11 protein-coding genes are annotated in these 13121 nt (G+C 42.2%); 4 read left to right on the forward strand and 7 right to left on the reverse strand.

Annotated elements, in window-relative coordinates; genetic code table 11:
- Positions 1-30 precede the first annotated feature (30 nt).
- Both OCV27_RS06110 and fabV read left to right on the forward strand, forming a co-directional pair.
- On the forward strand, positions 31-2322 hold the full coding sequence (locus OCV27_RS06110; protein ID WP_125320882.1) for an acyl-CoA dehydrogenase: 2292 nt from the start codon (positions 31-33) through the stop codon (positions 2320-2322).
- A 176-nt stretch (positions 2323-2498) separates the two neighbouring features.
- The gene (fabV, locus tag OCV27_RS06115; protein WP_125320883.1) at positions 2499-3701 is read left to right on the forward strand and encodes an enoyl-ACP reductase FabV; all 1203 of its coding nucleotides are present in this window, start codon (positions 2499-2501) and stop codon (positions 3699-3701) included.
- A 91-nt stretch (positions 3702-3792) separates the two neighbouring features.
- Here the strand turns inward: fabV and xthA are convergent, their stop codons facing one another.
- The 6 genes from xthA to dinG all read right to left on the reverse strand — a co-directional run bounded on the left by xthA (position 3793) and on the right by dinG (position 9378).
- Positions 3793-4599 carry an exodeoxyribonuclease III gene (xthA, locus tag OCV27_RS06120; RefSeq protein WP_125320884.1) on the reverse strand — a complete coding sequence of 269 codons (807 nt, stop codon included), beginning with the start codon at positions 4597-4599 and terminating at the stop codon, positions 3793-3795.
- Between the two features lie 72 nt (positions 4600-4671).
- Positions 4672-5784, reverse strand: coding sequence for a cupin domain-containing protein (locus OCV27_RS06125; protein WP_125320910.1), 1113 nt, complete (start codon positions 5782-5784; stop codon positions 4672-4674).
- A gap of 7 nt (positions 5785-5791) precedes the next feature.
- Complete coding sequence (locus tag OCV27_RS06130) at positions 5792-5962, reverse strand: DUF2496 domain-containing protein (RefSeq protein ID WP_125320885.1); 171 nt, start codon at positions 5960-5962, stop codon at positions 5792-5794.
- A gap of 1 nt (position 5963) precedes the next feature.
- The gene (gene priC, locus OCV27_RS06135) at positions 5964-6512 is read right to left on the reverse strand and encodes a primosomal replication protein PriC (RefSeq protein ID WP_125320886.1); all 549 of its coding nucleotides are present in this window, start codon (positions 6510-6512) and stop codon (positions 5964-5966) included.
- On the reverse strand, positions 6509-7288 hold the full coding sequence (locus OCV27_RS06140; protein WP_125320887.1) for a sulfite exporter TauE/SafE family protein: 780 nt from the start codon (positions 7286-7288) through the stop codon (positions 6509-6511). The genes priC and OCV27_RS06140 overlap by 4 nt, the downstream gene beginning before the upstream one ends.
- 17 nt (positions 7289-7305) lie before the next feature.
- Positions 7306-9378 carry an ATP-dependent DNA helicase DinG gene (gene dinG, locus OCV27_RS06145; protein ID WP_125320888.1) on the reverse strand — a complete coding sequence of 691 codons (2073 nt, stop codon included), beginning with the start codon at positions 9376-9378 and terminating at the stop codon, positions 7306-7308.
- A gap of 517 nt (positions 9379-9895) precedes the next feature.
- Between dinG and OCV27_RS06150 the strand changes: the two genes are divergently transcribed.
- The gene (locus tag OCV27_RS06150; protein WP_125320889.1) at positions 9896-10927 is read left to right on the forward strand and encodes a porin; all 1032 of its coding nucleotides are present in this window, start codon (positions 9896-9898) and stop codon (positions 10925-10927) included.
- Positions 10928-11007: 80 nt separating this feature from the next.
- Complete coding sequence (locus tag OCV27_RS06155) at positions 11008-11667, forward strand: DUF2057 family protein (RefSeq protein ID WP_245986709.1); 660 nt, start codon at positions 11008-11010, stop codon at positions 11665-11667.
- A gap of 58 nt (positions 11668-11725) precedes the next feature.
- Here the strand turns inward: OCV27_RS06155 and bioA are convergent, their stop codons facing one another.
- The gene (gene bioA / locus OCV27_RS06160; RefSeq protein WP_125320891.1) at positions 11726-13003 is read right to left on the reverse strand and encodes an adenosylmethionine--8-amino-7-oxononanoate transaminase; all 1278 of its coding nucleotides are present in this window, start codon (positions 13001-13003) and stop codon (positions 11726-11728) included.
- Positions 13004-13121: the final 118 nt, after the last annotated feature.

The following is a 13121-nucleotide window of genomic DNA, read 5'->3' on the forward strand; positions in this document are numbered from 1 at the left end:
ACCACCAGCTATGAACAAAAGGAACTGATTATGTGCTCTCTACGTAGAAAATGGGTCAGTGACCCCGCTTTTAAAATGTTTAAAAAAGTACTACCACCTCTTTCCATTACGGAAAAAGAAGCGATGGAAGCGGGTAGTGTTTGGTGGGATGGTGAACTATTTTCAGGGCAACCAGACTTTGCAAAGCTGCACAAATACCCGGCGCCAACGTTATCGACAGAAGAGCAATCATTTATCGATAACGAGCTGGAAACCCTACTCGCAATGTTAGACGATCACAAGATGGTTAAGCATGATCGAGACCTTCCAGAGGAAGTTTGGCAATATTTGCGTAAAGAGCGTTTCTTGTCGTTAATTATTTCGAAAGAGTACGGCGGACGAGAGTTTTCTGCATTAGCTAACTCAACAATCGTTACCCGTATCGCCACCCGCAGTATAAGTACTGCTGTTTCAGTTATGGTGCCCAATTCTCTTGGGCCTGGTGAGCTATTGTCTCATTATGGAACTCAAGAACAAAAAGATTACTGGCTACCGCGTTTAGCAGATGGTACCGATATTCCATGTTTTGCTCTCACGGGCCCTGAAGCAGGGTCGGATGCTGGTGGTATCCCTGATGAAGGGGTTGTTTGTTATGGCAGATACAAGAATAAAAAAGTACTTGGTATTCGCCTCAACTGGAACAAGCGCTATATTACCTTGGCTCCTGTGGCAACTGTATTAGGTCTTGCATTTAAGATGTATGACCCAGAAGGTTTGATTGGTGATAAAAAAGATCTTGGTATTACCTGTGCACTCATCCCTGCCGATCACAAAGGAGTCGAAATTGGTGAGCGCCACGACCCTATGGGCCTTGCCTTTATGAATGGTCCAACCCGAGGTAATGATGTCTTCATTCCTATGGAGTGGCTAATTGGCGGTCAAGAATATGCGGGGAGAGGCTGGCGCATGCTGGTTGAATGCTTGTCTGCTGGGAGAGGAATTTCTTTGCCTGCACTGGGTACAGCAATTGGCCATCTTACGGCGCGTACCACGGGTGCTTATGCATATGTCCGTAAACAGTTTGGTATGTCGATTGGTAAGTTTGAAGGTGTCGCTGAAGCTTTGGGCCGAATTGGCGGTCTAACTTATCTACTTGAAGCAAGTCGAACATTGACAACCACGTCACTCGACTTGAAAGAGAAACCCGGAATAGTGACTGCTATTGCTAAATACCATATGACAGAAATGGCACGCACTATTCTCAATGATTCAATGGATATTCATGCAGGGCGAGCGATTCAAGACGGCCCAATGAACTACCTTGCTACGCACTACCTTGGTATTCCTGTTGCGATCACGGTGGAAGGTGCAAATATATTAACCCGTAATCTGATGATTTTTGGTCAGGGTGCAACTCGTTGTCATCCATTTGTACTCAAAGAAATGGAAGCCGCAGCCAATGAAGATCAAGAGCAGGGTGCGAAAGATTTTGATAAGTTATTGTTTAAACACATAGGTCATGCAGCCAAAAATACCTTTGGTGCATTTGGCGCAGCTCTGACAGGGTCTTACTTTGTTAAGGCGGATATGAGTGGCCCAACTCAGGTGTATTATAAAGATTTAACTCGTCTTAGTCGTGCACTTGCGGTAAGTGCAGATATAGCAATGGCAACGCTTGGTGGAGATCTTAAGCGTAAAGAGATGATTTCAGCTCGTCTTGGTGATGCGCTGGCGTATCTTTACATGGGTTCTTCGGCACTGAAGAAATATGAAGATGAAGGACGGCAGCAGCAAGACCTAGATTATGTCCATTACTCACTTCAACACTGTTTACACAATGCTGCCCAAGCGTTAACAGAAGTATTTAGTAATTTCCCACAGAAAATGGTTGGTGTTTTACTCAAAGGGTTGATATTCCCTCTTGGCAATCATTTTGCTAAACCAAATGACGACCTGACCGTGAAATTGGCTGAGAGCCTAATGACACCAGGAGTTCATCGTGATCGCTTGACTCATCTTTGCTATGTAGGTAAGGAACAAGATGATGCTGTTGGTTTGATGGATGAGGCATTCTTAGCCATGTATGGCATTAAAGGCTTGGAGAGAAAACTAATGCGAGCGGCTCAAGAAGGTAAAGTTGATCGCAAAGGATTACTGAAAGATAGACTTGCTCAGGCTTTGGAAGCTGATGTATTTAGTGAAGATGAAGTGGAACAAATCATGGCTGCTGAAGCGCTGCGTTACCGAGCAATTCAAGTTGATGACTTTAGCCATGATCTGAGCCAAGTATTGACTGGAGGTAAAGCAAAGAAAGGTAAAGCGAAGCTCGATAGTGTTGCTTAGTACCATTTAACCTCTAAGCTGAAGGCACCTCAATGGTGCCTTTGTTTTTGCTCGAAATCTAAAACTTGGATGAAAGACCTCCAACCACTTGCATTTTAGTTACATTTTTACAGAAATTAGATGCGAATAAACGCTGAACCTTTTATCCTAGCGGGGTTTTTTAAAGGAAGCTGAATATGATCATCAAACCTAGAATTCGTGGATTTATCTGTACAACAACACACCCAGTGGGTTGTGAAGCTAACGTAAAAGAACAGATCGCTTACACAAAAGCGCAAGGTACAATTGCAAACGCTCCTAAGCGCGTATTAGTTGTTGGAGCTTCTAGTGGTTACGGCCTGTCTTCTCGTATCGCGGCGACATTTGGTGGCGGTGCTTCGACTATTGGTGTTTTCTTCGAGAAAGAAGGTACAGAGAAAAAGCCAGGTACAGCGGGTTTTTATAATGCAGCAGCATTTGAAAAATTGGCTCGTGAAGAAGGTCTGTATGCAAAAAGTCTTAATGGTGATGCTTTCTCTAATGAAGCGAAGCAAAAAACAATTGAGCTTATCAAACAAGACTTAGGTCAGATTGATATGGTGGTTTATTCATTGGCATCGCCAGTTCGTAAAATGCCAGAAACGGGTGAAGTTATTCGTTCGTCTTTGAAGCCAATCGGTGAGACTTACACTTCAACGGCAGTAGACACGAATAAAGATATGATTATCGAAGTGAGTGTTGAGCCAGCTAGCGAGCAAGAAATTCAAGATACAGTTACCGTGATGGGCGGGGAAGACTGGGAGCTATGGATGAATGCTCTATCGGATGCTGGTGTATTAGCGCAGGGTTGTAAGACAGTAGCCTATAGCTATATTGGTACTGAGCTGACCTGGCCAATCTATTGGGATGGTGCTTTGGGTAAAGCAAAGATGGATTTAGACCGCGCCGCTAATGCATTAAATGAAAAACTTGCTACTACAGGTGGAAGCGCCAATGTAGCGGTACTCAAGTCGGTTGTGACTCAAGCGAGCTCTGCTATTCCTGTTATGCCGCTCTATATTGCTATGGTATTTAAGAAAATGCGCGCAGAGGGCGTACATGAAGGCTGTATGGAGCAGATCTTCCGTATGTTTAATGAACGTTTGTACAGAGCAGATGGTAGTGTAGCTGAAGTTGATGATAAAAATCGCCTACGTCTAGATGATTGGGAACTGCGTGATGATATTCAGCAGCATTGTCGTGATTTATGGCCACAAATTACCAGTGATAATCTTCAAGACTTGGCAGATTATGTTGAATATAAGGAAGAATTCCTCAAATTATTTGGTTTTGGTATTGCCGGAGTAGATTACGACGCTGATATCAATCCTATGGTTGAGGCTGATTTTACCGCGATTTAATAAACCCTGACAACAGTCTAGAAGTAGAAGGGCTGGCACATAACTTTGTGCCAGCCCTTCTATAATTCAGTTCTTGCTTATGTAGTTTGGCTTATTCAAAACTTGACCATATTGGCGCGTGGTCGGAAGGTTTCTCGATACCTCGTAATTCATAATCAATATCAGACTCAATACATTTACTTGCCAGAGATGGTGTTACTAAAATGACATCAATACGTAAGCCACGGTTATCATCAAACCCTCGTGAACGGTAGTCAAACCATGAGAAGCGCTCGGTAACCTCAGGGTTAATAGTACGGAAAGTATCAACTAATCCCCAATCCAAAAGAGTTTGTAGCCACTCTCGCTCGATAGGTTGGAATGAACATTTGCCAGTTTTTAGCCAACGCTTTCTATTTGGTTCACCAATGCCGATATCAGAATCCATTGGGCTGATGTTAATATCACCCATCACAATCAGCTGCTCTTTGTTATCGTGATGCTCATTCAAATAAGTCATCAGATCTTTATAGAACTGACGTTTATATGGAAACTTAGTTTCATGGTCGATACTCTCACCTTGAGGAAAGTAACCATTTAAAATAGTTACTTTTTCTCCGTTGGCATCTTCTACTGTCGCCATAATCATACGCTTTTGATGATCTTCATTGTCCGTCGGGAATCCCTTACGAATTGAAATAGGCTCTTTTTTACACAACATAGCGACGCCATAATGCGCCTTCTGACCATGAAAATACACGTGATAACCCATTGCTTCGACTTCTTGCAATGGAAAAACCTCATCGTGTACTTTGATTTCTTGCAGGCCGATAACATCGGGTTGATGCTTGTCAATAATCGCTTGAAGTTGATGAAGTCTAGCCCTTAGGCCATTGATATTAAATGATATAACTTTCATTTGATTAAAGTCCTTGGAAACAGTAATTACTTATTCATTTGGGTAGTTATTAGATTATCTGCTCCACTTGCTCTAGTCCAAATACCACAAACCGGCATTGACTAGGGAAACGAGCAGTTCTATATCGGGCTGGGAGAGTTTACTTTCAATATCTTGATAGTTAATCTCCGACTGATTACACAAAAGGAGTTTTAGATAGTCAGATTCTGTTGGGTATACTTCACCATTGATGTAAACACATAACGCATTGCTTTGCAGATAAAGTGCCTTAAGTCCAGATATTTTACGTAATATGCCACAGTCTCTTAAGTGACTTTCGATTTCAATTGCAGTCACAGGGGGATCAAGCTCGATAATATTGAGTTGATGGCGAGGCTGACTGAGTATGACTCCAATACTACTATGAACATCGCTTTCAGATTCTAGGGCAGAACGAAGCATAGCAGTAAGCTTATCTAAATCACTGATTTGCACTTCACCATGATGGGTTTGAGGGCGTATATTTGGATTATGTAGGTGAACATCCCCCTTATCATTGGCTATCACATAATCGGCGAAGTTACTTAGTAGTTCTCGTTCTTTGGGTGAGCGAAAGCCAATAGAGTAGCTCATGCTTGGTTCTAGAGTATTACCTTCATGTGGAAAACCTGGCGGAATGTATAGTATGTCACCAGGCATTAAAACTTGATCTATGATGGCATTAAAGCCCGTTATTTGGCGTAGGGCTCCGGCTTGAATAGACTCTTGATATTGCCCTTTATCTTTGGCTCCAACACGCCAATGTCGTTTACCATTTCCTTGAACAATAAAGACATCATACTGGTCTATATGTGGCCCCACACCGCCTTGAGGGGCTGAATAACAAACCATTAAATCATCGAGCATCCACTGAGGAAGAGATTGAAATGGCTCTATTAGTTCAGCCGCACCTTCATGCCAGTGGTTACAAGCCTGAACGACGAGCTGCCAATGAGATTCAGGCAAACTTGCAAACAAGGAATCTTCAAACGGACCATGCTGTACGGACCACTTTTCATCTTCATTGCTAATAAAGCGTGAGTCGATTTCTGCTTCCATCGTCAAACCTGCCAGTTCCTCAGGTGTGATAGGATCGATAAAGTTAGCAAACCCAGCTTTGATCACGATAGGTTTTTTATGCCAATAATTAGCTAAAAAATCGGCCATATTGATTTTAAGCGAATAGCTCACTGTTCGGACTCCAGTTTTTTTCCAAATCAGCCTTAACAATATTGATCGCTTCGAGGGCGATTTTAGTGTCTATCTGATGGCTTTCTATGAGGTAAATAAGGTCTACGGCAAGTTTAATTTCGTCGGGTGCTTTTTCCAGTTCGGGAGATGACATATTACTGGTTTCGCTCTTTGTAAATAATGTGTTTTTCTATTTTGAGTTTAGCTTGTTGGCAGCGCTGCAAGCGTCTTCGAGTTGCAGTTAGTTTCTGAGATGCTAAGACCTTCTCTCTACCAGTAGTTTGGCGATGCTCTTGCTCAGATTGAGATACCATGGTTTTTAGTGTCAGTTCCCATTGTTGGTGCTGAGCTAGATTTTGATACAATCGATTTAGATCACTTTGTTTTGAAGACTTAGTTTGATGTTCTTGTTGCCTAACTTGAAATGAACTCAGTTCTTTTTTGATTGCATCAATCTGACAAATCAGCCTTTCGGATAGGTATTGGGCCTGATGTATCGTATCTGCTGCTGCCCTTAATTGGGTAGTGAGTCTTGCTAGGGTAGCTTGAGCTTCATTTACATAAGGGTGTAATTGCTTAGCTTGGCAGCGAAATAGGCTTTGATCAAAAAGCGCCTGATGGTGCTCTCCATATTTTTGATCCCTAAGTCTGGCTTGGGACTCAAGTTGCAGCAAAAGACTAGATAGCTCGCTTAGTGGTTTCATACTGAAACAAACCATGCTTCATAAGCCAGTTTAACGGCCAATATGCTCACCACGATGACAAATACAGGGCGAATAAAATTAGCACCAAAACGGATTGCTGAGTGGGCACCAACGAAGGCGCCAGCCATTAAACATATCCCCATAGTGAGTCCTAATACCCAATCAATGTGACCGAGTAATGCGAAGGTAACTAAAGACGTGAAGTTACTGGTAAAGTTCATCGCTTTTGATAAACCAGATGCCAGTAAAATGTTAAGACGATATAGCGCCATTGAGCTGACAGTCCAGAATGCGCCTGTGCCCGGGCCGGCTAGACCATCGTAAAAGCCGATGCTAAATCCTTGTACATATTGCTTTTTATTAAACTTGGGGCATGGTTCGGGCATTTCATTGCTCATGCTTGTCGGAGTCTTATGACAGATAGTATATATAGCGGCAACCAAAATAATAAGCGGTAAGACTTTCTCCAGCCACTCTGTGCTGATGAGATCGACGACTAAAGTTCCAATGGTTGCACCTATGAGGGTGGCAACGAATGCTCGTTTCCAACACTCGGGCTTAAACAAGCGTTTCTTGTAGTAAGTAAAGGCGGCTGTTGAGGAGGCAAAGCTTGCCGCTAATTTATTGGTACCAAGGGCAATATGTGGCGGTAAACCCAACGAAAGAAGCGCCGGAACCGTGAGCATGCCACCACCGCCAGCAACAGCGTCGATAAACCCAGCCGTAAAGGCCACTAGCGCTAATACCAACAGTAATGTTGGTTCAAAAAATTCCATACAATATCTTAATTTATTTACTCGATGATAAGTTTAAACGGCGGCAGAGCATCGATCAGCGCCTGCCCATAACGCTTTGTGACGATGCGTCGATCAAGGATGACAACTCTACCAGAATCACGCTCTTTTCGCAGTAGCCGACCGACAGATTGAATCAATTTTTTACTCGCTTCTGGCACTGCTATCTGCATAAAAGGGTTGCCTCCCTTACTTTCAATATACTCAGCATGAGCTTGCTCGACAGGCGAAGTAGGTACAGCAAAAGGTATTTTAGTAATAATGAGGTTCTCTAATAGCTCTCCGGGTAAGTCTAGACCTTCGGAAAAGCTACCGGTTCCAAATATGATGCTTGTTTTCTGGCATTGAACTAATGTTTTATGCTTTTTTAGAATTTCTGAGCGCGAATTTTTACCTTGAACCTGTAGTGACCAGCCAATTTTAGCAAAGTGCTGGCTGACGGCGTCATAGACTTGATTCATTTGCCAGTAGGAAGAAAAAAGTACCAGATTGGCTTTATCCTTGATAATAAGCTTAGGTAAGTTTTCGACTAAGGCATCAGTGTACTGGTGAGCTTGTGGCTCGCAAGGCATTTTTGGTATCAGTAACTCAGCTTGATTTTGATAATCAAAGGGAGACGCTAAGGCTAAGAATTTTACACCGTCATCCGGTTTCTCACTGATACCCGCTTGACGACAAAAAAAACTAAATGAATTTAAAGCGCGAAGAGTAGCAGAAACTAGCACCGCACCTATACATCTGCTCCAAATTTTCTGGTCTAGTTGCCATCCTACTTCTAGAGGCGACACATTAACTACAAAGTCACCTTCCTTCTCGGGCGTTAACTCTAACCAGCGTGCAAGCGGTGCTCCATTTTCCCTTTGTGGCTGGGCCATTAAGTGCCAGACTTGAGCAAGATTATCCATACGTTGTATAAAGAAACCAAGTTCAGCTAGAGCCGGCTCAGCTAACCGGTTGGCGAGTTCTCCATCTCTTACTCGCTCTGCAATCAAATCGGCTACCTTCGACACCGACTGCGCGCCTTTTTGACTTAGCGTTTTGAGCTGTTTTGATTCGTCTTCAAGCCAACTTGGCAGTTCACCATTTTCAAACCGATAATACCCATCTTCAAATTGTGTGCTATCAAACCGAGTGGCAAGCTGGGTGAAAGAGGGGATAAGTTCTTGGATAGAAGCTTGTAGATCGTTACGAAATCGTGCGACTCGTTTTTCATCAGCGAGATTGGTAAATTTAGTCACTGATTGATTAAGTTTCTCCAACCAACTTGCTGCGCCTTTCAAACTTGCTGCAGCAGAGGCATGATCTCTTGCTACATGAGGTAGGTGATGAGCTTCATCGAAGACATAGATGGTATTTTCTGGCTCAGGTAGTATCACCCCGCCGCCTAAGTCCGCGTCAGCCATGATCAAGCTATGGTTAGCGATTACCACATCGACTTTATCCAGCTCTGAGCGAGCTTTTTGAAAAGGGCAGTTTCTGTGAGCAGGCAGACTAAGATTACAACTGTGTTTGTCACTAACGATTGACTGCCAAATTCCATCATCGATGGGTTTTGGCCAAGAGTCTCTATCTCCATCCCATTTGTTTTGCGCCAATTTTTGATACATCAATTGTAACTGTTCGATATCTTTGGCTTTTGGCTTAGATTCAAACATGGCCAACTGACCTCCATCGACACCACTGGCTGCTGCAAGCTTCTCTGCGCAGCAGTAACGTTGCCTACCTTTAGCAAGGATGAACGAAAACTCTCTATTTATTAACCTGCGATATAAAGGTAAATCTTTATTAATCAGTTGTTCTTGTAGCGCAACGGTGGCAGTGGATATGACCACTTTTCGGTTGTTATATAGTGCAACTGGAATACTTGCCATTAAATAGGAAAGAGATTTTCCAATACCTGTGCCAGCTTCGGCAACGATCATACGGGTTTTTTTATGGTATTCGCCGCATAAAGATTTAGTGATTTCTGCTGTTAAATAATTTTGCGCTCGGCGAGGAATAAAATTATCCAGTTGTGACTGTAAATTTTGGTAGCTAGTACGGATGGTTTTTTGGATTTTACTGGAGGTCATAGAGAAGCCTTAGATTGCGAAATGCGATATTAGCACATTGTCTAGAGGGCAAGTAGTAGGTTAAATGGGGTACTTTCGTTTCAAATATGGATCTTCTTCACAAAAAAAAACTGAACCTTCATAAACTTAGCGTTAATTGTGGGACTTAAAAAGATATCTCTTTATAAGTGTTTTTTTGATAGTTATATATTCTGTTTATTAACATTTTAAAAACAAATTTTGGTTATATATCTGGATTTTAATGGTGCTTCTCAATAATGATAATTTGGTTTTTTTGTTCAAAATACATGCTTATAGGGGTTTGTTGTTAATTTAAGTAACTGTTTTTGCATTGTTTTATCTTTTTTTAGCTTTTTATTTATAGTATTTGACACTGAGATGATTATTTTGCAATCTAGTCCCGCAATTTAATGACGGCAACATCTGACCAGTTAGAGTTCTGAGTTGTCATCAAAAAACATAAAGGGAACCGGATAAGGATTTCCCTCATTCTATAGAAAAGGCAGTGGATATTATTATGAAAAAGACTCTAGTAGCTCTTTCAGTTCTAGCAGCGGCAGCAAGCGTGAACGCAGCTGAGATTTACTCTACCGATACTTCTAAAGTATCGCTATCTGGTGAAGTTGATGCATATGTTGCAACAACCGATGTTAATGACACTAAAAAAGATCCGTATGTGGCAGTTTGGGGTAAGATCCAACTTGATGCAGAGCGTAAGATTAATGACACACTAACAAGTTTTGCCTCGTTCGAGATTGAGTCTGGCACGGATGTTTACGATGGTAATAACACAAATAACGCTTCTTTTGATGACCTTTATGTTGGTATTAAGACTGACGTATGGGGTGTTGCTATCGGTGAAGTTGGTGATGTAGTTGACTCTCAAGATGCGATTGAGAAAGGAGACATCACTAACGAAGGTAAGTACTTTGGTAGTGCTGGTGGTCACCGTTCAGAGTCTAATGGTCAAGGGATCGTATTTAAGTCAAAGATTGGTGAGAGTCTAGTATTTGTTGCTGATGTTAATACTGAGTCTAGCGATAAGCAGGACAATACTTACGGTACGTCTCTAGACTGGTCTATTAACGATATGTTCACTGTAGGTGCTGCATTTAATAGCGGCGAGTCAGCAGAGAATATCGACTATACAGTAGCTGGTGTTGCAGCGTCCGTTGAGCTTGAAGGTTTCTATTTTTCCGCAACATTTGCTCAGTTTGAAGGTGTAAACGAGTGGGGCCTATTTAACAAAACTCCTACAAGATACTTTGATGGTGATGCTTACGGCGTAGCTGCTCAATACACAATTGAAAAAACTCGTCTTTATACAACTTATGATGTGTTAGAGCTAGATGAAGAGCAATCTAGTACGGGTTCTAATGTAAATGCTAAAGGTGATTTAACTAACCTAGTTGTTGGTGTTGAATACGCTATTCTTGAAAATGTAAACATCTTTGGTGAGTACCAAACGGCAGAAACGTCTAACGACTTTTCTGCTGGTGAGAAACAGGATGCGGACACATTTATCCTAGGCGCATACTACACATTCTAATTACTTGTTAATTAGGGTACTATCTAAGCCAACGCTTATGCGTTGGCTTTTGTTATTTTAAAAGGGATACCACATTGAACATGATAAAACCTCTTATTCTCACTGTATTAGCATCTGTTGTTTCTTATTCGGCTTTAGCGGTTGAATTGGATTTAGCCAGTGGTATTTCAGCGCCGGTTCTAAACGGTAAAAAAGTTAAAGATGATAACCTTGAGTTAGTGGCTGGTGAAAACCAGTTTGTGTTTGAATTTGCTGGTAAGTTAAAAGATGGTCATAAGCGTGAGTATTACTCTTCACGTCCTTATATTGTCACTCTTGATGTTAAAGATGCTAAAACGCTTAAAGTTGAACTTGTTTCAAATAAATTAAGTAAAATTGAAACTAGCGTAAATAAGAAGCAGCCAATTTTTGAATTCACCATTGATGGCAAGCGTGTACAAGATTCACAACAAATGTTGCCACCTGCTGATGGCGCTTTTCCGTATTACAATGTCCTACTATTAGTAGAAAACTATAATAAAGAGCGTGGTTTGGTATTTGATTCTGGGAAAGTCATTGAGCTTAAAGCTGAGCTAGCTAAGCTAGAACATGGTGAGCCAGTTGTTTCTGGTGAACGTAAAACTACCACCATTGCAGGCGTTACCGAAACAGAAAGCACTTTGCAGTTAAAGCTTTGGTATTTAAAAGCCAGTGGCGAAGAGCGTAAAAACTTCAAACGCTGGATGATTGAACAAGATTAGTATTTAAAAAGGCCTCATTACGAGGCCTTTTGATTGGTCACGTTCAACAAAATCAGCGTTATTCAAAGCACGAAACTTGCTGAAGTGCTTTTTCGATGGCATTGATCAGAGCTTTAATATGATGCTCTTGGCTGATAAAAGGTGGCATCATATAGATAAGCTTGCCAAATGGCCGTATCCAAACTCCTTGGTCCACAAACAAAGCTTGAATGCTTTCCATATTGACTGGTCGTTTGGTTTCCACCACACCAATGGCGCCTAGCCAGCGCACATTGTTTACTAAGTCATATTTCAGTAGTGTGGGTAAATGCGCCGCAAAACTGGACTCAATCATTTCGGTTTGTGCTTGCCAGTCTCCTTGTTTTAAGATTTCCAGATTCGTGTTGGCGACTGCGCAGGCCAGAGGGTTAGCCATAAAGGTAGGCCCATGCATAAAGCAGCCAGCCTCACCCGAGCAAACAGTATCGGCGACTTCTTTTGAGGTTAACGTTGCCGAGAGCGTCATATAGCCGCTTGTTAGTGCTTTACCCACACACAAGATATCAGGTTGGATGTTAGCGTGCTCGCAAGCAAACAACTTACCGGTTCGGCCAAACCCAGTTGCGATCTCATCAAGAATAAGCAACACACCAAACTCATCACATAAGGCGCGTACACCCTGTAAAAAGCTTGGGTGATAGATTCGCATGCCCCCCGCACCTTGAACGATTGGCTCAAGAATAACCGCGGCGATCTCTTGGTGGTGCTGGCTAATTTTAGCCCTAAAGTCATCAAGATCGCTATCATTCCACTCTTGGTGAAAGCCTGTTTTAGGCGATGCAGCAAAAATATGTTCGGGTAAGAAGCCTTTGTAAAGAGAGTGCATAGAGTTGTCAGGATCAGTGACTGACATGGCAGCAAAGGTGTCACCATGGTAGCCATCGCGCAGCGTTAAAAATTTGGAACGTCTTTCACCTTTACTGTGCCAATATTGAAGGGCCATTTTTAAACTCACTTCAACGGCAACTGAGCCTGAATCTGCCAAAAAGACCTGTTCTAGATTATTAGGCACCATGGAAAGCAGCTTTTTACACAAGTTGATCGCAGGTTCATGGGTGATGCCGCCGAACATAACATGCGACATTTTATCGAGCTGATCATGTGCAGCCTGATTGAGTTGTGGGTGATTGTAGCCATGAATAGCGGCCCACCATGACGACATGCCATCGACAAGTTGCCGGCCATCCTCTAACTCTATATAAACACCATTAGCAGAAGTGATAGGGTAGCAAGTTAAAGGCGCGAGTGTTGAAGTATAAGGGTGCCAAATATGGCGACGATCAAATTCAAGATCCATGATTGTCCTTTTGCTCAAAAAATAATCAAATGTAAACTTTTGATTTTAAAAGTTGTTGACAGTGTACTCCGTGTGGTTAGACTAGCCAAGTCATTCATTCCAACTAACGTATAAGGAA

This window comes from Vibrio pectenicida, from assembly GCA_024347015.1.
Lineage (GTDB): Bacteria > Pseudomonadota > Gammaproteobacteria > Enterobacterales > Vibrionaceae > Vibrio > Vibrio pectenicida.

Coding starts and splice junctions, on each gene's coding strand:
- OCV27_RS06110 (WP_125320882.1), top strand. CDS start 31: ATGTGCTCTCTACGTAGAAAATGGGTCAGTGACCCCGCTTTTAAAATG.
- fabV (WP_125320883.1), top strand. CDS start 2,499: ATGATCATCAAACCTAGAATTCGTGGATTTATCTGTACAACAACACAC.
- xthA (WP_125320884.1), bottom strand. CDS start 4,599: ATGAAAGTTATATCATTTAATATCAATGGCCTAAGGGCTAGACTTCAT.
- OCV27_RS06125 (WP_125320910.1), bottom strand. CDS start 5,784: ATGGCCGATTTTTTAGCTAATTATTGGCATAAAAAACCTATCGTGATC.
- OCV27_RS06130 (WP_125320885.1), bottom strand. CDS start 5,962: ATGTCATCTCCCGAACTGGAAAAAGCACCCGACGAAATTAAACTTGCC.
- priC (WP_125320886.1), bottom strand. CDS start 6,512: ATGAAACCACTAAGCGAGCTATCTAGTCTTTTGCTGCAACTTGAGTCC.
- OCV27_RS06140 (WP_125320887.1), bottom strand. CDS start 7,288: ATGGAATTTTTTGAACCAACATTACTGTTGGTATTAGCGCTAGTGGCC.
- dinG (WP_125320888.1), bottom strand. CDS start 9,378: ATGACCTCCAGTAAAATCCAAAAAACCATCCGTACTAGCTACCAAAAT.
- OCV27_RS06150 (WP_125320889.1), top strand. CDS start 9,896: ATGAAAAAGACTCTAGTAGCTCTTTCAGTTCTAGCAGCGGCAGCAAGC.
- OCV27_RS06155 (WP_245986709.1), top strand. CDS start 11,008: ATGATAAAACCTCTTATTCTCACTGTATTAGCATCTGTTGTTTCTTAT.
- bioA (WP_125320891.1), bottom strand. CDS start 13,003: ATGGATCTTGAATTTGATCGTCGCCATATTTGGCACCCTTATACTTCA.